Source organism: Vibrio penaeicida (assembly GCF_002933855.1).
In the GTDB taxonomy this organism is placed as follows: domain Bacteria; phylum Pseudomonadota; class Gammaproteobacteria; order Enterobacterales; family Vibrionaceae; genus Vibrio; species Vibrio penaeicida_A.
The window spans coordinates 113,927-139,632 of sequence record NZ_BFAQ01000028.1; the positions used below are offsets into that span (position 1 = coordinate 113,927).

The 25,706-nt window shown below is 43.7% G+C and carries 25 protein-coding genes; 12 read left to right on the forward strand and 13 right to left on the reverse strand.

Annotation, left to right across the window (positions count from 1 at the left end):
- Nucleotides 1–20: 20 nt before the first annotated feature.
- On the forward strand, nt 21–632 hold the full coding sequence (locus tag VPNCDNU1_RS16410; RefSeq protein ID WP_101112463.1) for a TetR/AcrR family transcriptional regulator: 612 nt from the start codon (nt 21–23) through the stop codon (nt 630–632).
- A gap of 166 nt (nt 633–798) precedes the next feature.
- Here VPNCDNU1_RS16410 and lpdA read toward each other — a convergent pair whose 3' ends face one another.
- The 5 genes from lpdA to ampD all read right to left on the reverse strand — a co-directional run bounded on the left by lpdA (nt 799) and on the right by ampD (nt 8,474).
- Nucleotides 799–2,229 carry a dihydrolipoyl dehydrogenase gene (gene lpdA, locus VPNCDNU1_RS16415; RefSeq protein WP_101112464.1) on the reverse strand — a complete coding sequence of 477 codons (1,431 nt, stop codon included), beginning with the start codon at nt 2,227–2,229 and terminating at the stop codon, nt 799–801.
- A gap of 247 nt (nt 2,230–2,476) precedes the next feature.
- Nucleotides 2,477–4,087 (reverse strand): pyruvate dehydrogenase complex dihydrolipoyllysine-residue acetyltransferase, encoded by a 1,611-nt coding sequence (gene aceF, locus VPNCDNU1_RS16420; protein ID WP_104401321.1) that lies wholly within the window; start codon nt 4,085–4,087, stop codon nt 2,477–2,479.
- 31 nt (nt 4,088–4,118) lie between these two features.
- Nucleotides 4,119–6,782, reverse strand: coding sequence for a pyruvate dehydrogenase (acetyl-transferring), homodimeric type (gene aceE, locus VPNCDNU1_RS16425; protein ID WP_104401322.1), 2,664 nt, complete (start codon nt 6,780–6,782; stop codon nt 4,119–4,121).
- 54 nt (nt 6,783–6,836) lie between these two features.
- Entirely contained in the window at nt 6,837–7,604 is a 768-nt protein-coding gene (gene pdhR, locus VPNCDNU1_RS16430; protein ID WP_104401323.1) for a pyruvate dehydrogenase complex transcriptional repressor PdhR, read from the reverse strand.
- A gap of 312 nt (nt 7,605–7,916) precedes the next feature.
- A complete protein-coding gene (gene ampD, locus VPNCDNU1_RS16435; RefSeq protein ID WP_104401324.1) occupies nt 7,917–8,474 on the reverse strand; it encodes a 1,6-anhydro-N-acetylmuramyl-L-alanine amidase AmpD in 558 nt (185 codons plus the stop codon).
- A gap of 219 nt (nt 8,475–8,693) precedes the next feature.
- Here ampD and nadC point away from each other — a divergent pair, with 219 nt between their 5' ends.
- The 8 genes from nadC (at nt 8,694) to yacG (ending at nt 16,096) form a co-directional block, all read left to right on the forward strand.
- A complete protein-coding gene (gene nadC, locus VPNCDNU1_RS16440; RefSeq protein WP_104401325.1) occupies nt 8,694–9,581 on the forward strand; it encodes a carboxylating nicotinate-nucleotide diphosphorylase in 888 nt (295 codons plus the stop codon).
- A gap of 294 nt (nt 9,582–9,875) precedes the next feature.
- Nucleotides 9,876–10,298 carry a pilin gene (locus VPNCDNU1_RS16445; protein ID WP_104401326.1) on the forward strand — a complete coding sequence of 141 codons (423 nt, stop codon included), beginning with the start codon at nt 9,876–9,878 and terminating at the stop codon, nt 10,296–10,298.
- Entirely contained in the window at nt 10,298–11,986 is a 1,689-nt protein-coding gene (gene pilB / locus VPNCDNU1_RS16450; RefSeq protein WP_104401327.1) for a type IV-A pilus assembly ATPase PilB, read from the forward strand. The genes VPNCDNU1_RS16445 and pilB overlap by 1 nt, the downstream gene beginning before the upstream one ends.
- Nucleotides 11,987–11,995: 9 nt before the next feature.
- Nucleotides 11,996–13,228: a type II secretion system F family protein gene (locus tag VPNCDNU1_RS16455; RefSeq protein WP_104401328.1), complete on the forward strand. Its 1,233-nt coding sequence runs from the start codon at nt 11,996–11,998 to the stop codon at nt 13,226–13,228.
- Nucleotides 13,229–13,533: 305 nt separating this feature from the next.
- Nucleotides 13,534–14,403: a prepilin peptidase gene (locus tag VPNCDNU1_RS16460; protein WP_104401329.1), complete on the forward strand. Its 870-nt coding sequence runs from the start codon at nt 13,534–13,536 to the stop codon at nt 14,401–14,403.
- A gap of 51 nt (nt 14,404–14,454) precedes the next feature.
- Entirely contained in the window at nt 14,455–15,054 is a 600-nt protein-coding gene (coaE, locus tag VPNCDNU1_RS16465; RefSeq protein WP_104401330.1) for a dephospho-CoA kinase, read from the forward strand.
- Between the two features lie 37 nt (nt 15,055–15,091).
- Nucleotides 15,092–15,832 carry a cell division protein ZapD gene (gene zapD / locus VPNCDNU1_RS16470; RefSeq protein WP_104401331.1) on the forward strand — a complete coding sequence of 247 codons (741 nt, stop codon included), beginning with the start codon at nt 15,092–15,094 and terminating at the stop codon, nt 15,830–15,832.
- A 69-nt stretch (nt 15,833–15,901) separates the two neighbouring features.
- Nucleotides 15,902–16,096: a DNA gyrase inhibitor YacG gene (gene yacG, locus VPNCDNU1_RS16475; RefSeq protein ID WP_101112476.1), complete on the forward strand. Its 195-nt coding sequence runs from the start codon at nt 15,902–15,904 to the stop codon at nt 16,094–16,096.
- Nucleotides 16,097–16,203: 107 nt separating this feature from the next.
- Here the strand turns inward: yacG and mutT are convergent, their stop codons facing one another.
- From mutT to ffh, 6 genes are all read right to left on the reverse strand, one after another.
- Entirely contained in the window at nt 16,204–16,617 is a 414-nt protein-coding gene (gene mutT, locus VPNCDNU1_RS16480) for an 8-oxo-dGTP diphosphatase MutT (RefSeq protein ID WP_104401332.1), read from the reverse strand.
- Between the two features lie 420 nt (nt 16,618–17,037).
- Complete coding sequence (rplS, locus tag VPNCDNU1_RS16485) at nt 17,038–17,391, reverse strand: 50S ribosomal protein L19 (RefSeq protein WP_101112478.1); 354 nt, start codon at nt 17,389–17,391, stop codon at nt 17,038–17,040.
- Nucleotides 17,392–17,432: 41 nt separating this feature from the next.
- The gene (gene trmD, locus VPNCDNU1_RS16490; RefSeq protein WP_101112479.1) at nt 17,433–18,176 is read right to left on the reverse strand and encodes a tRNA (guanosine(37)-N1)-methyltransferase TrmD; all 744 of its coding nucleotides are present in this window, start codon (nt 18,174–18,176) and stop codon (nt 17,433–17,435) included.
- A gap of 26 nt (nt 18,177–18,202) precedes the next feature.
- Nucleotides 18,203–18,757: a ribosome maturation factor RimM gene (gene rimM, locus VPNCDNU1_RS16495; RefSeq protein ID WP_101112480.1), complete on the reverse strand. Its 555-nt coding sequence runs from the start codon at nt 18,755–18,757 to the stop codon at nt 18,203–18,205.
- Between the two features lie 25 nt (nt 18,758–18,782).
- The gene (gene rpsP / locus VPNCDNU1_RS16500; RefSeq protein ID WP_101112481.1) at nt 18,783–19,031 is read right to left on the reverse strand and encodes a 30S ribosomal protein S16; all 249 of its coding nucleotides are present in this window, start codon (nt 19,029–19,031) and stop codon (nt 18,783–18,785) included.
- 280 nt (nt 19,032–19,311) lie between these two features.
- Entirely contained in the window at nt 19,312–20,697 is a 1,386-nt protein-coding gene (gene ffh, locus VPNCDNU1_RS16505; protein ID WP_101112482.1) for a signal recognition particle protein, read from the reverse strand.
- A gap of 168 nt (nt 20,698–20,865) precedes the next feature.
- On the opposite strand from ffh, the gene VPNCDNU1_RS16510 reads away from it, so the two are divergent.
- The 3 genes from VPNCDNU1_RS16510 to VPNCDNU1_RS16520 all read left to right on the forward strand — a co-directional run bounded on the left by VPNCDNU1_RS16510 (nt 20,866) and on the right by VPNCDNU1_RS16520 (nt 24,476).
- On the forward strand, nt 20,866–21,660 hold the full coding sequence (locus tag VPNCDNU1_RS16510) for a cytochrome C assembly family protein (protein ID WP_104401333.1): 795 nt from the start codon (nt 20,866–20,868) through the stop codon (nt 21,658–21,660).
- A gap of 99 nt (nt 21,661–21,759) precedes the next feature.
- A complete protein-coding gene (locus VPNCDNU1_RS16515; protein ID WP_104401334.1) occupies nt 21,760–23,025 on the forward strand; it encodes an HlyC/CorC family transporter in 1,266 nt (421 codons plus the stop codon).
- A gap of 215 nt (nt 23,026–23,240) precedes the next feature.
- Nucleotides 23,241–24,476, forward strand: a complete 1,236-nt coding sequence (locus VPNCDNU1_RS16520) for a YbiU family protein (protein WP_104401335.1) — start codon at nt 23,241–23,243, stop codon at nt 24,474–24,476.
- Nucleotides 24,477–24,556: 80 nt separating this feature from the next.
- Here VPNCDNU1_RS16520 and luxS read toward each other — a convergent pair whose 3' ends face one another.
- Both luxS and VPNCDNU1_RS16530 read right to left on the reverse strand, forming a co-directional pair.
- Entirely contained in the window at nt 24,557–25,075 is a 519-nt protein-coding gene (luxS, locus tag VPNCDNU1_RS16525) for an S-ribosylhomocysteine lyase (protein WP_101112486.1), read from the reverse strand.
- 24 nt (nt 25,076–25,099) lie between these two features.
- The gene (locus tag VPNCDNU1_RS16530) at nt 25,100–25,705 is read right to left on the reverse strand and encodes a transglycosylase SLT domain-containing protein (protein WP_272897577.1); all 606 of its coding nucleotides are present in this window, start codon (nt 25,703–25,705) and stop codon (nt 25,100–25,102) included.
- Nucleotide 25,706 lies beyond the last annotated feature (1 nt).

Here is a 25,706-nt window from a genome sequence, read left to right on the forward strand (position 1 = left end):
GTTGGCAAGGAAAATCAATTATGGATACTGTAAAAAAACGTCCAAGAACAAGGCTATCTCCACAGAAACGTAAAGAGCAACTGCATGATATTGCGATAGAAGTATTCGCAAAACGCGGTATCGGTCGCGGTGGTCACGCTGATATTGCTGAGATCGCTCAGGTATCAGTTGCTACTGTTTTCAACTACTTCCAAACCCGCGAAGATTTGGTTGATGAAGTACTGAGCCAAGTTGAAAAACAATACGCTCTGTTCATCAATGAAAGTATTCTTCCAGAAGCAACTGCCGAAGAAAACTTAACGAGCTTAACCAAGAACATCATCAAGTTTGCACTGGATGGCACGCACTGGATGAAAGTTTGGTTCGAGTGGAGCACGTCTACTCGTGAAGAAGTATGGCCTTTGTTCCTATCCAGTAACGAAGAGTCTCAGAAACGTGTTGAAGACATGTTCCTGACAGCAATGCAACGTGGCGAAGTATGCGACGAGCACAAAGCAGAAGATTTAGCTAAGCTATTGCACGGCATTTGCTACTCTCTATACGTTCAAGCGAACCGCAACCCAGATCCAGAGTACTTAGAAGGGCTTGTAGCTAGCTTTCTGGGTATGCTTTGTATTTACAAGCAAGATTAAAACGCGCTTTTGTAAAACAGTAAAATAGTTAACGGAGGGGTTTTCCCCTCCGTTTTTTGTTTTGGTCTGTTGTCTACCCGAAAACGCCATGAGAGCCTAAACAAAAAAACCGCTGACTGGCAGCGGTTTTTATCATTCAGCTTTTAGCTTTTAGCTTTTAGAAAAATTACTTTTTCTTCTTCACAGCTTTTTTGTTTGGAAGGTCAGTAATAGAGCCTTCAAATACTTCAGCAGCCAAACCTACAGATTCGTGTAGAGTTGGGTGAGCGTGGATGGTTAGAGCGATGTCTTCTGCATCACAGCCCATCTCGATAGCCAAACCAATTTCACCTAGTAGCTCACCACCGTTAGTACCAACGATAGCGCCACCGATTACGCGGTGCGTTTCTTTATCGAAAATAAGCTTAGTCATACCATCAGCACAGTCAGACGCGATTGCACGTCCAGACGCAGCCCATGGGAATGTCGCTGTTTCGTAGTTGATGCCTTCGGCTTTTGCTTCTTTCTCTGTCTTACCAACCCACGCCACTTCTGGCTCGGTGTAAGCAATTGAAGGAATAACTTTAGGATCGAAGTAGTGTTTCTTACCAGAAATCACTTCTGCAGCAACATGGCCTTCATGCACACCTTTGTGTGCCAGCATTGGCTGACCAACAACATCACCAATCGCAAAGATATGAGGAATGTTTGTGCGCATTTGCTTATCCACATTGATAAAGCCGCGCTCATCAATTTCGATGCCGGCTTTTTCACCATCGATAAGAAGACCGTTTGGTACACGACCAATAGCAACAAGAACAGCATCATAGCGCTCAGCTTCTGCTGGTGCTTTTTTGCCTTCCATTGATACGTAGATACCATCTTCTTTAGCTTCAACAGCCGTCACTTTGGTTTCCAGCATCAAGTTGAACTTATCTTTAACTCGCTTGGTGTAAACCTTAACGATGTCTTTATCAGCTGCTGGGATCACTTGGTCAAACATCTCAACAACGTCAACCTGAGAACCTAGAGACTGGTATACCGTGCCCATTTCAAGACCGATAATACCACCGCCCATAATAAGCAGTTTGCCCGGAACTTCTTTAAGCTCTAGTGCATCAGTAGAATCCCAAATACGTGGGTCTTCATGTGGGATAAACGGAAGTTTAATTGGGCGAGAACCTGCCGCAATGATAGCGTTGTCGAAGTTAACTGTTGTTGCTTCGCCTTCACCTTCTACAAGAATAGAATTAGGACCAGTAAATTTACCGTAACCGTTAACCACTGTTACGTTACGCATCTTAGCCATACCGCCAAGACCGCCCGTCAATTGGTTAACCACTTTTTCTTTCCAGATTCGGATTTTGTTGATGTCCGTTTGCGGCTCACCAAATACCACACCGTGATCAGCCATTGCTTTCGCTTCTTCGATCACTTTAGATACGTGTAGCAGTGCTTTAGATGGGATACAACCCACGTTTAGACACACTCCACCTAGGGTGGTGTAACGCTCGATAAGTACCGTTTCTAGACCTAGATCCGCACAACGGAACGCAGCAGAATAACCAGCAGGACCAGAACCAAGTACAACAACTTGGGCTTTAATTTCTTTGCTCATTTTGACCTCTTTTAGTCATTATCCCTAACAGGCTGAGTGGGGGTTCAATGAATTCTTTTTTAGAACGTTTTATTTTCAGACCGAAACAGTTTACAGAGTTGTTAAAGGTGTGAAAAGTAAATCCATTTAGCCTGTGAGCCAGACAACAGTTCGATTGAGATTCGCTTGTTATCAACAAGGCTAAATCAAACTGTCAGCTTGTAATGTAAGGGCGGCTTATAGCCGCCCTGATTTTACGTATCTTGACTTATAGCACCAAGCGACGAATATCGCTCAGACAACCATTCAAGTAAGTGATGAAGCGCGCACCTTCTGCACCATCAATCACACGGTGGTCGTATGAAAGAGACAATGGCAGCTGTAGACGCGGTGTGAAATCTTTACCATTCCATACCGGCTTCATTTCGGACTTGGATACACCTAAGATTCCAACTTCTGGCGCATTTACGATAGGAGTAAACGCTGTTCCGCCGATACCGCCTAGGCTAGAAATAGTGAAACATCCGCCTTGCATATCACCAGCAGTCAGTTTACCTGCACGTGCTTTCTTAGATACAGCCATTAGCTCTTCAGATAGCTCGTAAATGCCTTTCTTGTTCACATCTTTGAATACAGGAACAACAAGACCGTTTGGCGTATCAACTGCGATACCGACGTTCACGTATTTCTTAAGAATGATACTTTCACCATCTTCTGAAAGAGAAGAGTTGAATGCAGGGAACGCTTCTAGCGCTTTCGCTACTGCTTTCATGATGAACACAAGTGGCGTGATCTTCATGCCTGAATCTTTCTTAGCTTCGATTGCATTCTGCTCTTTACGGAATGCTTCTAGCTCAGTGATGTCTGCGTTGTCCCACTGTGTAACGTGAGGGATCATTACCCAGTTACGGTGTAGATTTGCACCAGAAATCTTCTTAATCTTAGAAAGTTTCTGAACTTCGGTTTCACCAAACTTGCTGAAATCAACTTTTGGCCAAGGAAGCAGACCTAACGCAGAACCGTCGCCACTGCCTGAAGCAGCAGAACCAGACTCTAGACGCTTAAGGGCATCTTTAACGTAAGACTGAACATCTTCTTTCAAGATGCGGCTCTTACGACCAGAACCTTTGACCTTAGATAGGTTTACGCCAAATTCACGAGCAAGACGACGAACAACTGGAGAAGCATGAGCGTACTCGTTGTTCTCTTGGAAATCACCCGTAGAGGCAGCTGAGGCCGCTGAGGCCGCTTTTGGTGCTTCCGTTTTTGCTGGTGCCGCCGCAGGTACAGCAGGGGCTGCTTGAGCTGGGGCTGCTGCAGGTGCTGGCGCAGCACCTTCTACAACAAACGTCATGATTAGAGAGCCAGTCGACACTTTGTCGCCCGCGTTAATCTTGATCTCTTTTACTGTACCAGCGAATGGTGCAGGAACTTCCATTGACGCTTTGTCGCCTTCAACAGTGATAAGAGATTGCTCTTCTTCTACTGCATCACCAACTGCAACCATGATTTCAGTAACTTCAACTTCGTCGCCACCGATATCTGGAACATTAATTTCTTTCTCTGCAGACGCAACAGGTGCTGCCGGCGCTGCTTCAGCGACAGGAGCCGCTTCTGCTGCTGACGCAGGTGCAGCTTCAGCCGCACCTTCTGCTTCAAAGATCATGATCAAAGTGCCAGTCGTTACTGAATCACCTTCAGTCACTTTAATCTCTTTCACTACACCCGCTTGAGATGCAGGAACTTCCATAGAGGCTTTGTCACCTTCTACAGTAATGAGGGATTGTTCTTCTTCGACCTTGTCGCCAACGCTTACAAGAATCTCAGTAACTTCAACCTCATCTGCACCAATGTCAGGTACATTAATTTCGATTGCCATTGCTTATCTACCTTCTAAATTAAGCGTTGTCTTATGCGTATAGCGGGTTAGTTTTTTCAGTGTCGATGTTGAACTTTTTAATGGCTTCAACAACTACTGATTTCTCAACATCACCGCGCTTCGCTAGTTCAGTTAGTGCCGCGACTACTACGTAACCTGCGTTCACTTCGAAGTGACGACGTAGATTTTCACGGCTGTCTGAGCGACCGAAGCCGTCAGTACCAAGAACCTTGAAAGATTCAGCTGGAATGAACGCTCGAACCTGCTCAGAGTAGTTCTTCATGTAATCCGTCGCAGCAATAGTTGGCTCATCACCAAGTACTGTTGTGATGTATGGAACTTTCGCTTCTGCTTCAGGGTGAAGCATGTTGTAACGCTCTGCATTCTGACCATCACGAGTTAGCTCGTTGAAAGAAGTTACAGAGAAGACATCTGACGCCACACCGTACTCTTCACTTAGGATAGTCGCCGCTTTACGAACTTCGTTCATGATTGTGCCAGAGCTCAATAGTTGAACTTTAGACTTATCACCCGCGTAAGATTCAAGCTTGTAGATACCCTTGCGAATGCCTTCTTCAGCGCCTTCAGGCATTGCTGGCATTGCGTAGTTTTCGTTCATTACGGTTAGGTAATAGAACACGTTCTCTTGATCTGTACCGTACATGCGACGGATACCGTCTTGCATGATTACCGCTACTTCATAAGCAAACGTTGGATCGTAAGAAATACAGTTAGGGATGGTGTTCGCCAATACGTGAGAATGACCATCTTCGTGCTGTAGACCTTCACCATTCAATGTTGTACGACCAGCCGTTGCACCCAATAGGAAGCCACGCGCTTGTTGGTCACCTGCCATCCACGCCATGTCGCCAACACGTTGGAAACCGAACATAGAGTAGTAGATGTAGAATGGGATCATTGGTAGGTCGTTGGTGCTGTATGACGTTGCAGCAGCAACCCAAGATGCCATTGAACCTAGCTCGTTGATGCCTTCCTGTAGAACCTGACCAGAAGTCGCTTCTTTGTAGTAAGAAACAATGCCTTTATCTTCAGGCGTGTATTCTTGACCGTGCGGGTTGTAGATACCGATCTGGCGGAATAGACCTTCCATACCAAATGTACGTGCTTCATCACAAATAATAGGTACAACGTTTTTACCGATGCCTTTATTCTTAAGAAGAATATTTAGCGTACGAACGTAAGCCATCGTTGTTGAGATTTCACGCTTTTGCTCGCTCAATAATGGAGCAAATTCTTCTAGCTCAGGAACCTTCAGCTCTTGAGTGAAGTTAGGCAGACGCTGTGGCGTGTAACCTTTTAGATCTTTACGGCGTGCGTGAAGGTATTCGTACTCCGCTGAACCTTCTTCTAGTTTCAGGTACGGAAGTTCTTTCACTGCGTCATCAGTTAAGATGTCTTGAAGACCTAGGCGATCACGTAAATGAAGTACGTGAGTCATATCCATTTTCTTAACTTGGTGCGCGATGTTCTTACCTTCAGCCGCTTCACCCATGCCGTAACCTTTTACAGTCTTAGCTAGGATAACCGTTGGGCGACCGCTAGTTTCTGCGGCATTTTTGTATGCAGCGTAAAGCTTAGATGACTCATGACCACCACGCTTAAGAGCGAAGATTTCGTCATCGGTCATATCTGCAACAAGTGCTGCTGTTTCTGGGTATTTGCCAAAGAAGTGCTCACGTACGTACGCGCCATCTTTCGACTTAAATGTTTGGTAGTCACCATCTACAGTCTCGTTCATAAGCTGTAGCAGTTTACCTGTCGTGTCTTTAGCCAGTAGAGCATCCCAGTTGCTACCCCAGATAACTTTAACAACGTTCCAGCCAGCGCCCTTAAATAGACCTTCTAGCTCTTGGATGATGCTACCGTTACCCATTACAGGACCATCTAGGCGCTGAAGGTTACAGTTGATTAGGAAGCATAGGTTGTCTAGCTTCTCACGTGCTGCAAAAGATAGAGAACCACGTGATTCTGGCTCATCCATCTCACCGTCGCCTAGGAAAGCGTATACACGTTGAGCAGAAGTATCTTTCAAGCCACGACCATCAAGGTACTTAAGGAAGCGCGCTTGATAGATTGCTGAAATTGGACCTAAGCCCATAGATACCGTTGGGAACTGCCAGAACTCAGGCATAAGTTTAGGGTGTGGGTATGATGGGATACCTTTACCGTCTACTTCTTGACGGAAGTTATCTAGCTGATCTTCAGTTAGACGACCTTCAACAAATGCGCGAGAGTAGATACCTGGAGAGATATGACCTTGGTAGTAAACCAAATCGCCACCGTCTGTCTCATTAGGAGCACGGAAGAAGTGGTTGAAACATACTTCGTAGAATGCCGCCGCTGACTGGTAAGAAGCCATGTGACCACCTAGGTCTAGGTCTTTCTTAGAAGCACGTAATACGATCATTACCGAGTTCCAACGAATAATGGCACGAATACGGCGCTCTAACGTTGTGTCACCAGGGTAAGCTGGTTCTTGATCGGCTGGAATCGTGTTGATGTAGTTAGTTGTGATGCCTGTTGGCATATCAACACCATCAAGGCGTGCTTTATCTAGAACTTGCTCTAACAAGAATTGTGCACGTTCTACACCTTCTTCACGAACGACTGACTCAAGTGCCTGAAGCCATTCTTGAGTTTCAAGTGCGTCTACGTCATGCTTCGTATCAGACATGGCGATCTATCCTTCTGTTGGTTGGATCTACTTTAAACTTGTGACAAGCCGTGATTACGACTCGTTACCTCGCTGAATTCTACGCAAAGAGCGTTCTCTTCTTGACTCTTCACGAGTTAAATCCAGCAATGTTTCTTCGATATAAGCTAAATGTGAGTGAGACATTTCACGCGCCTGTTCAGGCTGACCAGAAACAATCGCATCCACAATATTAGCTCGATGTTTACTGACTCTATCCACCACTTCTACGCGGCGATGCAATAGCTTTAAATTTTGTAAGACATTTTGCTCAAGCAACGGAGACAAGCTACGCACGATATGCAGCAAAACCACATTATGTGCCGCCTCAGTTAAGGCAATAAGAAACGCCATAACCGCAGAAGCTTCTACTTCTACGTCTTTTTTGTCTTGAGCTTCACGAATTTGCTCTAAGCAGAGTTGGATTCGCTCAAAGTCTTCATCGGTACCACGCAAAGCAGCAAAATAAGCAGATAACCCTTCCATCGCGTGTCGCGCCTCCAGCAAATCAAGCTGGGTTTCGGAATGGGTCGACAATAAGTTCAACAAAGGATCGGAAAAGCTCTTCCATAGGGATTCACTAACGAAAGTTCCACCGCCCTGGCGACGAGTTAACAATCGTTTTGCTTCCAGCCTCTGAATCGCTTCTCGGACCGAAGGACGCGAAACATCAAACTGCTTCGCTAGCTCTCGTTCCGGCGGCAGTTGTTCCCCCGGAGAGAGTGTTCCTTCCAGTATCAACCGCTCCAACTCTTGTTCAATAACATCAGAGAGTTTCGGCTGACGAATCCTTTGATAAGCCATATTTATTGTTCTTCTACTCTTGCAGTCAATTGGTAATACCAATTTCAAATTGGGCGAAAAAATAACATAATTAAAACGTTTCTGTCCAGATAAAACTTGACGCACATCATTGAACGCAGAACAAATTAACCTGGACGTAACAAGAGTGCATTAAAACAGCAATAAAATTGGTCTTACCAATTAATATGTCGCTCTGTGTGACATAAATTAAAGTTATGACAATTTGTTTTTTATGGTAAGTAGAGCTTAGTCACATCTTGGTATTTGACACATTAAACAAGATTACTATCCGGCTAACACGCTGAAAATGTGCTAGTTCGATCCAGTTTTGAGAAGATTGCGAAAATATCGCCAATCAAATGTGAGCCCAGGATCTGACTTTCTCAATGGGGCTATATATTGGTGCCCAGTAATTCTATGTTCTGTGATACTTGGGTACTGGCATTGTAATAACTTAGTTAATTCGACTAATGCGCTGTATTGCTCAGGCGTATAACTGTCAAATTCACACCCTTCCAGTTCAATACCAATAGAATAATCATTGCAGCGTTCGCGCCCAGCGAAACTCGATACCCCTGCATGCCATGCCCTTTTGTCAAAAGGAACAAACTGCACTATTTCACCAGTACGCCGAATCAAGCAATGAGCAGACACTTTGAGGTTTTTAATGACATCAAAAAACGGGTGAAGGGTAGGGTCCAGACTTCCTGCAAAAAAATCATTAACAAATGTGCCGCCATATTGACGAGGAGGTAAGCTAATGTGATGCACAACCAATAAAGAGATATCCTCACCTTCGGGTCGCTCATCGTAATAAGGGGATGCCACTTTATTTATATCAGTAAGCCAATGAGATTCATCGATTTTCATGTTGGTTGATTCTTACAAAACCATTTAGTGAACAGAGTATATACCCAGTAATATACCCAAGTAACCTCAATATGCAGGCATAGTTCACGCTAGAAAAAGCCGAACGAATTAGAGTTAATACTCAACGTAACTAAGTTAGATACAGATAAATAGCTGAATTATCCTCCAAGCCAGAGTATGATGCAGACAATTTCAACCTCTGGTATTTACTGAATTGCGATGAAAAACACACACAACAGCCAAGAACGTCTTGACTACCTAAAACAGCAACTTCCATTGGAAATTACACGTGCGGTCACAGACACCTTAAAAGAAGATTTAGGGGGAACACTTGATCCCGCGGCAGACATTACCGCAGCGTTAATTCCAGAGGATGCAACCAATACCGCAACGATTATTACGCGAGAACACGGCATCTTTTGCGGTCAAGCATGGGCAGACGAAGTGTTCAAGCAACTTGGTGGCGAAGTAAAGATAGAGTGGCACGTTCAAGATGGCAATAAAGTAGAGCCAAATCAAACGCTGTGTACGCTGTCCGGCCCCGCTCGTGCTCTTTTAACTGGAGAGCGCAATGCCATGAACTTTATTCAAACGCTTTCGGGCTGCGCCACGTTGGTTGCACAATACGCTGAAAAGTTGCAAGGCACAGATTGCCGCCTGCTTGATACCCGAAAAACCATTCCCGGTTTACGAAGTGCGCTTAAATATGCTGTCGCTTGTGGCGGCGGATTCAATCATCGTATTGGTGTTTTTGATGCTTACTTAATAAAAGAGAACCATATTGTTGCTTGTGGTGGTATCCGTAAAGCCATTGAAGCAGCCAAAAACCTAAATCCAGGGAAGCCCGTTGAGGTTGAAACTGAAAACCTAGATGAGCTAAAAGAAGCGATTGAAGCAGGCGCAGACATTATCATGCTCGATAATTTCTCTACAGACATGATGCGTGAAGCCGTCAAAATTAACGCAGGTAAAGCGGCGCTAGAAAACTCTGGAAACGTTACTTTAGAGACGATCCGCGAATACGCGGACACCGGAGTCGACTATATATCGGTTGGCGCCCTCACTAAGCATTTGAAAGCAATGGATCTTTCCATGCGGTTTCAATAGCGCAAGTTCGAGATAAAAACCTGATTTGAGCGTTGTCACAAATCTGAAATACTTTATAAATGTAAACTTATGATTGAAAAGGGAGCGCTGCTTCCTTTTTTTAGCCTTATCATAAGGTTGCGACTGATATCACCCACCCCATTTGAACTCACTCGCACTGACTTAGTAACCTACTGAAACAAAGGTAAAAATTCTTAAAGCCTCCTCCAGCAATTTCTTAATTACAGTTTCCTTACCCTTGGCACGCTCCTATCCTCGCTCTGTTTTTATACGACCTTATGAACGGAGTTATTTATGAAAAATAAGAAACAACAGGGCTTTACACTGATAGAGCTGATGATTGTGGTAGCAATTATTGGTGTGTTATCTGCCGTAGCAATCCCCGCTTACCAAAATCATGTTAAGAAGTCTGAAGCAGCTACAGGTTTGGCGACGGTACGCGCCTTAGTAACCAACGTAGATATGTACATCCAAGAAAATGGTTCTTTCCCTACAGACCTAACAAAAGTAGGAGCTACTGACCGGATGAATAAATTAGGAATAATTTCACTTACACAAGATGCTAGTGCAGCATACGGTAATATTCAGTTTCTCTTTGACAAATCATCTATAAACCCAGCAAAAGCGAAGCTTGTTAAAAGTGCAAGCGGTTGGGCTTGTAGCTTCACGGATACTACTAATATAGAAACATCAGAAATACCTAAAAGTTGTAAATAATGCACACCAATTTAGCTAGCATTCTTCGCCAAGCCGATATCATTGGTGAAGAACATGAACTGGCTATTATTGAGCGCATAGGTAGCACCGGGGGCACCGTCCCTAGTGCTATCGCTGCGCTTGGTATTATTCCTGCTTTTGAATTGACTCAGCATATTGCTGAGATTTTTGGTTTATCTGTCATAGAAACCAATCAATACGACTACCTTCCATTATGTGAGCAACTTGGTCTACGAGATCTGATCACTCGCTACAATGCGCTGCCCGTTGAATCCACCAACAATACTCTATTTATTGCGCTATCCGACCCAACGATCGTCGAAGCAGAAGAAGAGTTTCGCTTTGCCACCAATCAGCAAGTCGAAATCCTGCTTTGCGATGAAAGAGAATTAACCAGCTGCATTCGTAGAATGTACGGAAAAAATAGGGTCGATAGCAGTACTGGCGCTAAGGAAATCACGCAAGAAGAACTCGCGGATTTAGTTCAAGTGAGTGACGATGAATTCGAATCGGCAGAAGATCTCAGCTTAGACGATGCACCTGTCAGTCGCTTTATTCATCAAGTTTTGTTCGATGCAGTGCGTAAAGGGGCTTCAGACATTCATTTTGAGCCTTACGAAGAGACGTACCGTATTCGAATGCGATGCGACGGTATTCTTATTCAAGCCAATAGCCCAGCTCCGCAGTTAGGGCGAAGGCTAGCCGCACGATTAAAAATACTCTCAAAACTGGATATTGCAGAACGTCGTTTACCTCAAGATGGTCGCATTAAGCTAAAACTCAGCGACACAACCGCGATCGATCTTCGAGTGTCCACTCTGCCCACACTTTGGGGAGAGAAAATTGTTCTGCGTTTACTGGACAGCAGCAGTGCGAATTTGAACATCGATATGCTAGGCTACAGCGAAGAACAAAAAGCCTTATATATTGAAGCACTACGTCGCCCTCAAGGGATGATTCTGATGACTGGTCCAACAGGGAGCGGTAAAACCGTTTCACTGTACACTGGGCTTAGCATTCTCAACACAGTCGAACGCAATATTTCGACCGCCGAAGATCCGGTAGAAATCAATTTAGCCGGTATCAACCAAGTGCAAATCCGCCCTAAAATAGGTTTCACCTTTGCAGCTGCGCTTAAGTCTTTTTTACGACAAGATCCTGACATAGTGATGCTGGGTGAGATACGAGATTTTGAAACAGCGGAAATCGCCATCAAGGCAGCTCAAACGGGGCACTTGGTTCTATCGACATTACACACAAATTCCGCGGCAGAAACGGTGATCCGGCTAGGTAACATGGGGGTTGAACCATATAACCTCGCATCTTCACTCAGTTTGATCATCGCTCAACGTTTAGCAAGACGTTTGTGCCCACACTGTAAAATACCGCATCAACTATCCCCAACACTGTTAGACAAGTATCGAATTGAATCTGACATCCCCCTTTTTCAAGCGTCAAGTCAAGGCTGCGCTGATTGCAACGCTGGGTACAGCGGTCGAATTGGTATTTATGAAGTCATGCCTTTTGATACTGAACTGCAGCAAGCTGTTTCTCATAAAGCCAGTATTGCTGAAATTGAAATGCTGGCGGTAAAAAACGGCATGAAAACACTCAGTCAATCAGGTATTGAAATATTGAAGCAAGGCATCACGAGCTACCAAGAGCTTCAACGCGTTTTGTATTTGTAAGGAGACATTTTGGATCGTTCAGCTACCCCTCGCCTCAAACTTTACAACTTTCGCTGGAAAGGCATTAACAGTTCAGGAAAAAAAGCCTCTGGGCAATTTCTGGCGTACACCGAAGTTGAAGTACGCGATAAGCTTCGAAGCCAACAAGTTCAAATTAAAAAAGTCAGAAAATCTGGCATTTCGTTGCTCGATAAACTGAGTCACAAAGTTAAAAAGAAAGACATCATGGTGTTCACCCGCCAAATGGCAACCATGCTAGGAACCGGTGTTCCCATCGTGCAATCCTTAAAAATGGTGTCGGATAACCATAACAAAGCAGAGATGAAATCTATTCTATCTCAGGTGAGTAAAGCTGTTGAAGCTGGCACACCAATCTCCAAAGCACTTAGCACATCCAACAGCCTGTTTGATAGCTTTTACACCGACTTGATTGAAACAGGTGAGCAGACTGGTAATTTGTCTGATGTTTTTGAGCGTATCGCTACCTATCAAGAAAAAAGCGAGCAGCTTCGATCCAAAGTCATTAAAGCGATGATCTATCCGGTAATGGTACTTTTGACTGCGATTGGAGTGTCTGTTCTGATGCTCAAGTTCGTCATACCCGAGTTTGAAACCATGTTTTCGGGTTTTGGTGCTGAATTGCCATGGTTTACTCAACAAGTACTCAAACTCTCGCACATAGTGCAAAACGACTTGTGGAAAATGATATTAGGAATCGCTACGCTGTCTATCGCTTTTAAATTTATACGCAAACGTTCATTTAAATTTCGATTAAGAAGTTCGAGGTGGGGGCTTAAATTCCCTATTATCGGAGGCGTTTTTAGTAAAGCTGCCATCGCCAAATTCAGTCGAACACTGGCCACCAGCTTTAATGCGGGAATCCCTATCCTTAACGGTCTAAAAACCAGCTCTAAGACTGCCAGTAATTTGCATTACCAAGTTGCTATCGAACAGGTTTATAAAGATACAGCAGCAGGCATGCCTATTTATATAGCCATGAGAAACACGGAAGCTTTTCCGGAAATGGTATTGCAAATGGTCATGATTGGAGAAGAAACAGGTTCACTCGACGACATGCTCAATAAAGTCGCAAACGTCTACGAATTTGAAGTCGATAACACCGTTGATAACCTCGGAAAATTACTTGAACCACTGATTATCATTTTTCTTGGTGTTGTAATTGGTGGGTTAGTCGTCTCTATGTACTTACCAGTGTTTAACTTAATGAGTGTATTGGGCTAATATACCCAAGTAACCTCAAGATGCTAGGTTCAGCGAGAGTTAACTGGCTTTCAGGCAAGGCATCGATTTGAAGATCTGGTGGTTCTAAATCAAGAATCGATAACGCAGTATGAAAGCCAGTTAAACTCGCCCTTGGGAGCCCATATTCTGCCTCACTTCATCGTCAAAGAACTTGGAAAGGGCTCGTCATTCCGCTGCGTTCTTTTCCTTGAATTGAAACAGAATATGAGGCTCTGAATCCTGTACCTTGAGGTCACTTGGGTATATTCCCATTCGCTATGCACACTTCACCTTAGAGATCATATATGGACGCTTTTCACTACTACCCTTGGCTGTTTCCGTTGATGGCTGCTGTATTTGGGTTGGTCATTGGTAGTTTTTTGAATGTCGTGATTTACCGTCTTCCAAAGATGATGGAAAACGAATGGCGACAAGAGTGTGCTGACTCTTTTCCTGAGTACAACATTGAGCCTTCAACAGAGAAGCTCACCTTAAGCGTCCCACGCTCTACTTGTCAAAAGTGCAACACACAAATCAGAATTCGGGATAATGTCCCCGTGCTCAGTTGGTTGCTTCTACGCGGTAAATGCCACGCTTGCGGCACTGCGATCTCCGCTCGTTACCCGCTTATCGAATTGCTTACAGCTGGTCTCAGTTTTGCTGTTGCAAACCATTTCGGGTTTAGTTATTTCTCTATTGCCCTTCTATTTTTTACTTTTGTACTTATCGCTGCCACTTTCATTGATTTCGACACTTTACTTCTCCCCGACCAACTCACATTACCGCTTATGTGGGCTGGGATAGCACTTTCGCTCTTTGAAATCAGCCCTGTATCCCTCACTGATTCCGTGATCGGTGCAATGGCAGGCTACTTGTGTTTATGGAGCGTTTATTACCTGTTTAAGCTGCTTACTGGCAAAGAAGGGATGGGATTTGGCGATTTCAAATTACTTGCAGCACTTGGAGCTTGGCTGGGTTGGCAAAGTTTGCCCATCATCATCCTGATGTCATCGCTAGTGGGTGTTGTGTTTGGCGTGATTCAGCTAAGATTGCAGAAAAAAGGCATCGAACAGGCCTTCCCTTTTGGTCCTTACCTTGCCATCGCAGGTTGGGTTACCCTATTGTTTGGAAAAGACATCACAAGTTGGTATTTTTCACATTTCCTTGGCATTTAGTTGTGAATCAAAGATAGACTGTTTCACCATTGCAGACTTAAAAGGCAAAGAATGGCATTTGTTGTTGGTTTAACTGGAGGGATTGCAAGCGGGAAAACAACCGTAGCGAATCTTTTTCAAGAACACTTCAATATCGATATTGTCGACGCCGATGTTATCGCTAGACAAGTTGTGGAGCCTCACTCTGAAGGATTAAATAAAATTGCAGGCTATTTTGGCACTGATATATTAAATTCAGATGGTTCATTGAATCGTGTAGAACTTAGAGCAAGAGTTTTTGAGAACGAAAATGAAAAACTTTGGCTTAATAACTTGCTTCATCCCATGATTCGCCAGAAAATGAAACAAAGCTTAATGCAGATACAATCACCTTACGGTCTATTGGTTGTGCCTTTGCTTGTAGAAAACCAGTTACAATCAATGGCAGATACCGTGCTGGTTGTCGATGTATCAAGAGATACACAAATACAGCGTACCGTGAGTCGGGATAATGTCCCTCAAGCGCAAGTAGAGTCTATTTTGAATGCACAAGCAACACGCGAAGATCGCTTGAGTCACGCGAATGATGTAATAGACAATGATTCACCAGAGAGTGACCTATTGTCGCAAGTTACAGCGCTACACCACAAATATTTATCAATGAGCCACTAGCTCATAACACTGCGAAAGGAGCACAAAGGCGTTTTTCATGACCACTCATAAATTTGAACATCCATTAAATGAAAAAACTCGAATTTACCTTAGAGTGGAGTCGCTATTGCGACAAATGAGTCACGCTGCAACAAAAGTGGATACTGTTCAATATCCGCTGTTCTTTCGCCCTATTTTTGATTTGCTTGAAATATTTGAGCAAATTCAAATGAAATCTGAGCTTGCCAAAGACCTAGAGAAACAACGTTTATCCTATAAATCTTGGCTCAATGTGGATGGCGTTAATCAAGATATGCTGCAAGCCGTTCTTTCCAACATCGATGATGTTCATAGAGATCTCATGGCGGCAGAGCGTTTTGGTCAATCTTTGAAAGAAGATCGCTTCTTAAGCACAATTCGTCAACGATTCAATCTACCAGGCGGTTCATGTTGTTTTGATTTGCCTTCTCTGCACTTTTGGCTACATCAGCCTGATGAGAATAGAAAGAGAGACATTGAAGGCTGGCTTGGAACTCTACAACCTCTGACTTCCGCATTGCACCTTTGGTTGCAACTGACACGAGAAACTGGGCACGAAAAGCCGATCATCGCCCGTGCAGGTTTTTACCAAAGTGATGCAGAAGAAGCCAATATTCTACGCTTAAACATCCCTTTGGAATACGGCGTTTACCCGATGATTTCAGGTCATAAGAATCGCTTTGCGATAAAGTTCATGTGCTTTGAGTCAGGGCAAGCTTACCCACATGATATCGAATTTGACTTGGCTATTTGTAGCTAGACTCTGTACTTCTTGTCTTGCAAAACATGCTAGAATCAACACTCATCAGAACCTAATCAAAAGCACACTATGAATAACGTTACTATCGTAAAATGCCCAACTTGCCAAGCTGATGTGCAATGGGGAGAAAAAAGCACTTTTCGCCCTTTTTGCAGTAAAAAATGTCAACTTATTGATTTTGGTGAATGGGCTGAAGAAGAGAAATCGATTGCAGGTGCTCCAGACATGTCCGATTCTGATGGTTGGTCAGAAGACGCTCACTAGGTAATTCAGGTCCCCCACTATGCATGAACAAAGAGACGCCATATTCGTCTCTTTGAGCAATTCAACAAACTCTTTCACAACCTCTAATCTCGTCTATTACTGGTCAGTTATTTCGAGGTTGCCGCACCGTAAATATTCATCACCTTTTCCAAGATGGGTACGTTGGCTTCAGGGAAATCATATTGTTGAAGATCCACTATATTCACCCAGCCCCCTTGTTGCCCCTCTTTACCGTAAGGCTCTTCTTCAAAATCCGTCACAACAAAGAAATCAAACTCTAAAGACTTATCTGGATAATCGTGTTTCAGTGATTCCAAATGACTCAATGTGGTCACCTTTATCCCAATCTCTTCAAAAAGCTCTCTAATGGTTGCATCCTGAGCCGTTTCACCTTGTTCCACCTTGCCACCTGGAAACTCCCACAAGCCACCTTTGTGAGCTTTGTCTGCCCTCTTAGTGATGAAGACTTGGTCTTTAGCCGGATTCAATATAACAGCCGCGGCAATATGAAGACGTTTCATTTAGTTTCCTTTTTTATGACAAGTAATGAGCTCAACAAAGCTCTAAAAGATGACTGAGAGTGTATACCCAATTGACCTCAAGATGCTTGGTTCAGCGAGAATTAACTGGTTTTCAGACAAGACACCGATTTAAAGATCTAGTCATTCTAAATCAAGAATCGGTAACGCAGTATGAAAGCCAGTTAAACTCGCCCTTGGGAGCCCATATTCTGTCTCACTTCATCGTCATAGAACTTGGAAAGGACTCATCATTCGCCGGCGTTCTTTTCCTTGAATTGAAACAGAATATGAGGCTCTGAATCCTGCATTTTGAGGTCACTTGGGTATATACCCTATAGACACCCTAACACTATTCTCCACCTCAAAAAAAACGGGTTCCCAATTTGGGAACCCGTTTTTACTATGAGAATGCAATCAGCATTACTTCTTAGCAAGTTTCTCTTTAATACGAGCTGACTTACCAGAACGCTCACGTAGGTAGTACAGTTTGGCACGACGTACTGCACCACGGCGCTTAACTTCAATGCTGTCAACAATTGGAGAGTGAGTTTGGAACGTACGCTCAACGCCTTCACCGTTCGAGATCTTACGAACTGTAAATGCAGAGTGTAGACCACGGTTACGAATAGCGATTACAACGCCTTCGAATGCCTGTAGACGCTCACGGTCACCTTCTTTTACTTTAACCTGAATTACAACAGTGTCACCTGGTGCAAATTTAGGTAGATCTGATTTCATTTGCTCTTGCTCAAGAGCTTTGATGATGTTGCTCATTTTGTAAATTCCTAGAATAAACTGATACTAAATTCAATAGGTTACTTGCTTCGATGCTCTCTAATGAACTCGGCAAGTAATAATTCCTGTTCGTCAGTCAGAGCTAGGTTTTCCAGAAGCTCTGGTCTTCTAATCCAGGTGCGACCTAGCGATTGCTTTAACCGCCAGCGACGAATGTCCTTGTGATTTCCAGACTTGAGTACACTTGGTACTTCAATACCATCCAACACTTCAGGGCGCGTATAGTGCGGGCAATCTAACAAGCCATTAGCAAAAGAATCTTCCTCTGCCGACGCGAAATCTCCCAATACCCCAGGAACAAACCTAGAGACAGAATCAATTAGCGTCATGGCTGGTATTTCACCACCCGTCATCACAAAATCTCCGATTGACCATTCTTCATCAATCTCAGATTGTATGATGCGCTCATCTACCCCTTCATAACGACCACAAATCAGAAGTAAATTCTCATTCGTTGCCAGTTCTTCAACTCCTTTTTGGTCGAGTTTTCGACCTTGGGGAGAAAGGTAAATGACTTTCGTCTTTCCCGGTGAGGCTTGTTTGGCTGTTTGAATGGCGTCGCGCAAAGGCTGAACCATCATCAACATACCAGGACCACCACCGTAAGGCCTATCATCAACAGTGCGATGTTTGTCGTGAGTGAAATCTCTAGGATTCCATGTCTCTACCGACAAAAGACCTTTTTTAACCGCTTGACCTGTTACTCCAAAATCCGTAATAGAACGGAACATTTCAGGAAAAAGGCTAATTACGCCAACCCACATGTGTTCTCTCGCTCTAAATTTTGAAGCTAGAATCCAGGATCCCAGTCAACTTCGATCCGTTGAGCTTCGCGATCAACTTGAATGATCACTTGCTCTTCAAGGAACGGAATTAATCGTTCCTTTTGGCCAAAAGCATCTTTTAGATTCGCTTTTACAACCAAAACATCGTTCGAGCCAGTTTCTAATAGGTCAACGACCTCACCAAGGTTATACCCTTTAGTGGTAATAACTTGCATACCGAACAATTCACGCCAGTAGAACTCATCTTCTGACAATTCAGGTAGAGAAGCGGGGTTTATTGCAATTTCAAAATTGGTTAGTAGGTGAGCTTCCTCGCGGATCTCTAGACCTTCTAATTTACACACCATCCCTTTGTTATGGCGCTTCCAGCTTTCAACTTTGCATTCCACCCAATCACCCTTTTGTTTAATAAACCAAGGGCTATAGTCAAAAATACTTTCAGCATTGTCTGTGTAGGAGAAAACCTTAAGCCAGCCACGAATGCCGTAAGAAGCACCAAACTTACCTACAACAATTTTCTCGACTTGCTCGCTCATTGTTTCTTTATCCTTCATCGACATAAACTAATTATCTTCTTTAAAAGAATTAAGCCGCTTTTTGAGCGTCTTTAACTAGCTTAGCTACGCGGTCAGAAACAGTCGCGCCTTGACCAACCCAATGGTTAACGCGATCTAGGTCTAGACGTAGACCTTCTTCTTGACCTTGAGCAGTAGGGTTAAAGAAACCCACTTTCTCGATGAAACGGCCAGTTGCAGCTTTGCGGCTGTCCGCTACTACGATTTGATAGAATGGACGCTTCTTCGCGCCGTGACGTGCCAAACGAATGGTTACCATGTCGTCCTCTTTGCTTTCTCAAAAATAAATATAACCCCATCAACTCCTCCTATTACCGAGGAATTTGGGGTCTCGTGCCAAAATAAAGCTCCGGAATTTTACTCTTATTACTAGTCATTGCAAGGCTTTTAGCTATTTTTTCACCACATGAATACGCGACATTTTTATGTGAGCGCGATAACAACTTGAAAAAATACTGACCTCGCATTGGTTTTGTTTAGCATAAAAGTAAAAAAAGGAAGCAAATTCATTCGCTTCCTTTTTCATATAACAGCTATTGCTATCGACCGAACGGATTAAACCCTCCGCCCGCGCCTCCCATTCCACCCATCATACCTTGCATATTTCTCATCATGCCTTTCATGCCACCCTTCTGCATTTTTTTCATCATCTTCTGCATTTGAGTGAATTGCTTCAGCATGCGATTAACGTCTTGTACTTGGGTACCCGAGCCCGAAGCGATACGCTTTTTACGTGAACCTTTAATGATTTCTGGGCGCTGACGCTCTTTCATGGTCATGGAATTAATGATGGCTTCCATTTGCTTGAACATCTTGTCGTCTACTTTATCTTTCACGTTATCTGGTAGTTGGGACATGCCTGGCAACTTGTCCATCATTCCCATCATGCCGCCCATGTTCTGCATCTGACCAAGCTGCTCACGGAAATCTTCCAAATCAAAGCCTTTTTTCTCTTTGAATTTCTTTGCCAGTTTTTCCGCTTTGTCTTGGTCAACATTGCGCTGTAAATCTTCGATAAGTGACAGTACGTCACCCATTCCCAAAATACGAGATGCGACACGATCAGGGTGGAATGCTTCTAGAGCATCGGTTTTTTCACCCACACCCAAGAATTTAATTGGCTTGCCTGTGATATGGCGGACAGATAACGCTGCACCACCACGCGCATCACCATCTACTTTCGTTAAGATAACACCCGTCAATGGAAGCGCGTCGCCAAAGGCTTTTGCTGTGTTCGCCGCATCTTGACCTGTCATCGCATCAACAACAAACAAGGTTTCAACTGGTGTGATGGCAGAATGAAGTTCTTGGATTTCTTCCATCATTTCATGATCGACAGCGAGGCGACCCGCAGTATCGACGACAAGAACGTCATAGAATTTTTTCTTCGCATGATCGATAGCGGCATTGGCAATATCGATAGGCTTTTGGTCTGCCGAAGATGGGAAGAAATCAACGCCAACATCACTGGCTAACGTTTCAAGCTGCTTTATCGCGGCTGGGCGATATACATCCGCAGAAACGACCAATACTTTCTTCTTGTCGCGCTCGGTCAGTAGCTTAGAGAGTTTACCGACACTGGTGGTTTTACCAGCACCTTGTAAACCCGCCATCAAAATCACAGCAGGAGGTTGAGCCGCAAGGTTAAGAGCCTCGTTCGACTCTCCCATCACGGCTTCTAGTTCACTCTGAACTATCTTGATGAACTCTTGGCCTGGTGTCAGAGATTTAGAAACTTCAACACCGACCGCGCCTTCTTTCACGCGTTTTACGAAATCTCGAACGACAGGAAGTGCAACATCGGCTTCAAGCAGAGCCATTCGCACTTCACGTAGTGTGTCTTTGATATTATCTTCGGTCAGTCGACCTTTACCGCTGATATTTTTCAGCGTACTGGATAGTCTATCCGTTAAATTCTCAAACATTACTTATTCGCCTAATCAATGCGATACTTTGCCGCGAGTATACAATATACGCACACGGGTGTCTGTCTTCTGTGTTATGAATCCTTGAAGTGACTTCAGTATCTATGCTATGAACTTGCAGGTCACTTGGGTATAATCCCTTATTCTGACAGTAAAATTGTGGAAACCATGGAAAATTTGATTGCGGTTATAGCTGTTATTCTTTATTTCTTGGCCGTCGCGACCATCGTTCCAGGCCTTGCTAATCAAACAGGTATTAAAACGCGTACCGTATTTGTCAGCGCTCTTTTAGCTTTGGTTTTCCATGCTTGGCTTCTTAGCGATCTTATCTTCGACGGTTCAGGGCAAAACCTCAGTATTCTCAATGTAGCTTCTCTCATCAGCTTTATAATTTCACTGGTGATGAGCGCCTCCATGTTCAAAACACGTTTATGGTTTTTGCTCCCAGTAGTTTACGGATTTTCAGCAATAAATTTATCTGCTGCCACATTTTTGCCAAGTGCCTACATTACGCATTTAGAAAACGACCCAAAGCTTTTGATCCATATTTCTTTAGCGTTGTTTTCATACTCAACGTTAACTATCGCTGCGCTTTACGCCCTGCAGCTAGCATGGCTGGATCACAAACTCAAAGCAAAAAAAGCCCTAGCCATTAACCCTAATCTTCCTCCATTAATGATGGTGGAAAGACAACTTTTCAAGATCATTTTGATTGGAACTGTACTCTTATCGGCAACATTGCTGACAGGCTATGTATTTGTTCAAGACATGTTCACACAAGGTAAAGCACACAAGGCTATTTTGTCTTTTATCGCTTGGATTATCTATACCGTGCTTTTGTGGGGACACTATCAGCAAGGCTGGCGTGGAAAAAAAGTGACTTGGTTTGCAGTAAGTGGTGCGACACTGCTCACTCTTGCGTACTTTGGAAGCCGCTTTGTGCGAGAGATCATTCTTAGCTGATTTATACTTGCTTTTCTTTTTCAACCACTCTAAAAAGTTTGAGAAGACCGCTTTTGCTCATTACTTCACCAATTCAGTAATATAAGGACAGTTACAACTTTGGATGATATATCAACGGGCGTTTTATTTGCCCTGCTGGCGGTGCTGATCGTCATTTCCGGTTACTTTTCTGGTTCTGAAACTGGAATGATGTCGCTCAACAGATACCGTCTTAAACACCTGTCTAAAGAAGGACATAAAGGTGCTCGCCGAGTTGAGAAACTACTGGATCGTCCAGACCGATTGATCGGTCTGATTCTGATTGGTAACAACCTAGTCAATATTCTCGCGTCTGCAATCGCAACTATCTTAGGAATGCGCTTATATGGTGATTTAGGGGTTGCGATAGCCACAGGTGCGCTAACTCTAGTCGTCCTTGTCTTTGCAGAAGTCACACCAAAGACTCTTGCTTCTCTTTACCCTGAAAAAGTCTCCTACGCCAGTTCTGTTGTGCTGACTTTACTGATGAAAGTACTGTCACCATTAGTATTACTCGTTAACTTCATTACTAACGGGTTCTTGCGTATCCTTGGCATAAGAGCCAAACACGGCGACGATGATCATTTGAGTTCTGAAGAGCTCCGAACTGTGGTGAATGAAGCTGGCGGGCTGATTCCTCGCCGACACCAAGACATGCTGATTTCGATTCTAGATTTGGAACACGTTACAGTAAATGACATCATGGTGCCTCGTAATGAGATTACTGGTATCGACATTAACGACGATTGGAAATCTATCGTTCGTCAGCTAACGCATTCACCTCATGGCAGAGTTGTTCTCTACCGAGACCAAATTGACGAAGTCGTAGGAATGCTCAGGCTGAGAGAATCTTACCGTCTGATGCTAGACAAGAATGAATTCACCAAAGAAACCCTCTTAAGGGCCGCTGATGAAGTGTATTTCATTCCTGAAGCGACGCCATTGAATGTTCAATTACTTAAATTCCAACGAAACAAAGAGCGTATTGGTCTGATCGTAAATGAATACGGTGACATCATCGGCTTGATTACACTTGAAGATATTCTAGAAGAGATCGTCGGTGAATTTACCACCTCTATGGCACCGAGCCTTTCTGAAGAAATTACGCCACAAAATGACGGAAGTTTCTTAATTGAAGGTAGCGCCAATATCAGGGATATCAACAAGGGATTGAGCTGGGAACTTCCAACCGATGGTCCAAGAACATTAAACGGGCTAATCCTAGAGCACCTTGAGGATATTCCCGAAAGCCAGTTAAGCATTCAAGTTGCAAGCCACCCAATGGAAATTATTGATTTTACTGAGAACAAAATAAAACTGGTCAAAGTTTATCCTTCTCATCAGTAGTAAATAAATGTCCGCCCTGATGATTCAGGGCGTTTCTCTCGCGCAAAACCATTCTTATGACTCCAACTTACCTTCACCTCAGATTCAAAAGTGAGAATTACGCTCCTTTAATTTTCCATGATTATGAATAGCGTGAACAAACACTCAATTCAAAGTTGTCTTTCAAGCTAGCTTTTCTAGACACGTGTCGCTTTATTGCAAAGGAGAAGCTTAACATGGCACTATCGACGGACAACATTTCAGCTCAAATTACAGCTCTCAAAAAGCAGCTTCAAATCGAACTTCCTGATTATCAGCAAAAATTTGAAGAAGTAGCAGAAGCATTGAAGTCAGAAGTCGCTCGAATTAAAGATGAAGAGATGAATGGTCACTCGGTGCCCATATATCAATATTCAGACATCGAGAGTGGCTTCAATGAACAGCAGTGCTTTAAGATTCAACGGGCCGGTTGCGTTGTCATCCGAGGTGTTTTGCCGGGAAGCGAAGTGACCGAGCACAATACTGCTTTGGAGCGCTACATTATTAAAAATGGTTACTACGACCATACCCCAAAGGTTGAAGATAATTATTTCAGCCAGTTGAAGTCAGATAAACCTCAGATTTTTGGTCTCTATTGGTCTAAAGCTCAAGTTTGGGCTCGTCAGCATCAGAATATGGCGAAGCTTCGCAGTCATCTCAATCGGCTATGGGAGTTTGAACATGAAGGGCAGAAAGAGTTTAATCCAGATTTGGAAGTGAGCTATGCAGACCGAGTTAGACGCCGAAGCCCAGGTGATACCTCACTGGGTCTATCACCTCATGTCGATTCCGGTTCCATCGAGCGTTGGTTAGAACCCAATTATCGTCAGGTTTATCGCAATGTTTTCAATGGTCAATGGAAAGAATATCAGGCATTTGATGCTAGACATCGCATCGCCGTTGAAGAATTTAATTCATCGGCTGTTTGCAGTGTATTCAGAACCTTTCAAGGCTGGGTAGCCTTAACACCACAAGGTGCCGGAGACGGTACATTGCAGCTTATACCTACAACCGTTTCCATGCCTTACATGCTGTTAAGAGCGCTGCAAGATGATATTAAAGAAGATGATTTATGTGGGGCTCAGCCAGGTCGAGCGCTAACTGTAAACAAGAAATGGCATGACCTATTACTTCAAGGTTTAGTTAGCATCCCAAAGATGGAGCCTGGTGATACTGTGTGGTGGCACCCAGATACCGTGCACGCTGTAGAAGATAAGCACTCTGGAAATGGCTACAGCAATGTCTTGTTTATTGGTGCTGCTCCAGACTGTGAGAAAAACCGACGATTTCAATCAAAACAAAAAGACGCTTTTCTCGCCGGTAGAAGTTGCCCCGACTTTTCACCAGAAGATCATGAAATCAGTTATCAAAATCGAGCCACTCTAGAAGATTTAACGGATCTCGGAAAACGTCAGATGGGATTCATAAAGTAAGAATAAAAAGCCCGCAACATCAGCGGGCTTACACGTATATCTTGAAGTTATTTATTTTCAATGAATAGAGAACTAAGCCCTTACTTGATGCTGAGTTCTTTTAACATTGACTCTGGCAACGCCAGTTCATCGTTTTTATTTACAGCAATACCAGCATCGATAATCGCAGTCGCAATCGCTTTTGCTTCATCAAGGGAGTGCATGTCTGCAGTCCCACACTGATACTCATTCAATTCTGGAATTTGATTTTGGCTCTCTACCTTCAGCACATCTTTCATTGCTGCTAGCCAAGCTTCTGCTACTTGAGATTCTGTTGGCGTACCAATGAGACTCATGTAGAAACCGGTACGACAGCCCATTGGAGAAATATCGATAATTTCCACATTAGAACCATTCAAATGCGCACGCATGAAACCAGCATAAAGGTGCTCTAACGTATGTATGCCTCGCTCTGAAAGAATGTCTTTGTTAGGCGCGGTGAATCGCAAATCAAACACAGTGATCGTATCCCCTTTTGGTGTCTGCATGGTTTTCGCCACGCGAACCGCAGGAGCGTTCATCTTAGTGTGATCAACGGTGAAACTATCTAGTAATGGCATCGGATAAATTCCTTGTTATATCGGTTAAAAAAACCAGCTCCTGCTGCTTTCCAACTCGTCTTTACATTGTTTAAGTTGCCAGCCATAATTTTTTGCTTGCTGCTCGACTTTTCGGGCAACTTTTTTAAGCGATGGTTTGCTGGCATAGGTCTTGCGCTTATAACCGCCGCGACCTTCGTGATAAGCTAAATATTGATTATAGGCATCCCATTTTGAAACGCCCAATTGTCGCTGGGTTTCGTGAGTATACCAACCTACGAACATAATGGAATCATCGAAATTCGTTCTTGACCCACCATGATTGGTCGCTTTTTGAAAGTCACTCCATGCAGGATCTTGAGCTTGCGCGTAACCGTACGCACTACTCACTCTACCCCAAGGAATAAACCCTAATAAATAATCTTTTGGTGGTCTGGCATCGTGGATAAAACTGCTTTCTTGCTTAATAAAAGCCATGGCAACATGAACAGGGGTTCCCCATTCGTCTTCCATATCTTTAGCGTCATCATACCAGCTTGGTTTCTCTTTAAAGATATCGCACAAGTTGTGCTGTTTCTTAGGAGGTGCGGTAGCGCATCCCATGAGTACAGAGCTGGTCAATATAACCAATAACAGCGGTTTCATCTTCATT

Excerpts from the sequence above, each read along its gene's own strand:
- VPNCDNU1_RS16510 (WP_104401333.1), top strand. The coding sequence starts at position 20,866 with ATGGAAAATTTGATTGCGGTTATAGCTGTTATTCTTTATTTCTTGGCC.
- rplS (WP_101112478.1), bottom strand. The coding sequence starts at position 17,391 with ATGAGCAACATCATCAAAGCTCTTGAGCAAGAGCAAATGAAATCAGAT.
- ffh (WP_101112482.1), bottom strand. The coding sequence starts at position 20,697 with ATGTTTGAGAATTTAACGGATAGACTATCCAGTACGCTGAAAAATATC.
- rimM (WP_101112480.1), bottom strand. The coding sequence starts at position 18,757 with ATGTCGATGAAGGATAAAGAAACAATGAGCGAGCAAGTCGAGAAAATT.
- zapD (WP_104401331.1), top strand. The coding sequence starts at position 15,092 with ATGACCACTCATAAATTTGAACATCCATTAAATGAAAAAACTCGAATT.
- VPNCDNU1_RS16410 (WP_101112463.1), top strand. The coding sequence starts at position 21 with ATGGATACTGTAAAAAAACGTCCAAGAACAAGGCTATCTCCACAGAAA.
- trmD (WP_101112479.1), bottom strand. The coding sequence starts at position 18,176 with ATGTGGGTTGGCGTAATTAGCCTTTTTCCTGAAATGTTCCGTTCTATT.
- VPNCDNU1_RS16445 (WP_104401326.1), top strand. The coding sequence starts at position 9,876 with ATGAAAAATAAGAAACAACAGGGCTTTACACTGATAGAGCTGATGATT.
- mutT (WP_104401332.1), bottom strand. The coding sequence starts at position 16,617 with ATGAAACGTCTTCATATTGCCGCGGCTGTTATATTGAATCCGGCTAAA.
- VPNCDNU1_RS16530 (WP_272897577.1), bottom strand. The coding sequence starts at position 25,705 with ATGAAGATGAAACCGCTGTTATTGGTTATATTGACCAGCTCTGTACTC.
- pilB (WP_104401327.1), top strand. The coding sequence starts at position 10,298 with ATGCACACCAATTTAGCTAGCATTCTTCGCCAAGCCGATATCATTGGT.
- VPNCDNU1_RS16520 (WP_104401335.1), top strand. The coding sequence starts at position 23,241 with ATGGCACTATCGACGGACAACATTTCAGCTCAAATTACAGCTCTCAAA.
- aceF (WP_104401321.1), bottom strand. The coding sequence starts at position 4,087 with ATGGCAATCGAAATTAATGTACCTGACATTGGTGCAGATGAGGTTGAA.
- lpdA (WP_101112464.1), bottom strand. The coding sequence starts at position 2,229 with ATGAGCAAAGAAATTAAAGCCCAAGTTGTTGTACTTGGTTCTGGTCCT.
- rpsP (WP_101112481.1), bottom strand. The coding sequence starts at position 19,031 with ATGGTAACCATTCGTTTGGCACGTCACGGCGCGAAGAAGCGTCCATTC.
- yacG (WP_101112476.1), top strand. The coding sequence starts at position 15,902 with ATGAATAACGTTACTATCGTAAAATGCCCAACTTGCCAAGCTGATGTG.
- coaE (WP_104401330.1), top strand. The coding sequence starts at position 14,455 with ATGGCATTTGTTGTTGGTTTAACTGGAGGGATTGCAAGCGGGAAAACA.
- aceE (WP_104401322.1), bottom strand. The coding sequence starts at position 6,782 with ATGTCTGATACGAAGCATGACGTAGACGCACTTGAAACTCAAGAATGG.
- VPNCDNU1_RS16460 (WP_104401329.1), top strand. The coding sequence starts at position 13,534 with ATGGACGCTTTTCACTACTACCCTTGGCTGTTTCCGTTGATGGCTGCT.
- nadC (WP_104401325.1), top strand. The coding sequence starts at position 8,694 with ATGAAAAACACACACAACAGCCAAGAACGTCTTGACTACCTAAAACAG.
- ampD (WP_104401324.1), bottom strand. The coding sequence starts at position 8,474 with ATGAAAATCGATGAATCTCATTGGCTTACTGATATAAATAAAGTGGCA.
- pdhR (WP_104401323.1), bottom strand. The coding sequence starts at position 7,604 with ATGGCTTATCAAAGGATTCGTCAGCCGAAACTCTCTGATGTTATTGAA.
- luxS (WP_101112486.1), bottom strand. The coding sequence starts at position 25,075 with ATGCCATTACTAGATAGTTTCACCGTTGATCACACTAAGATGAACGCT.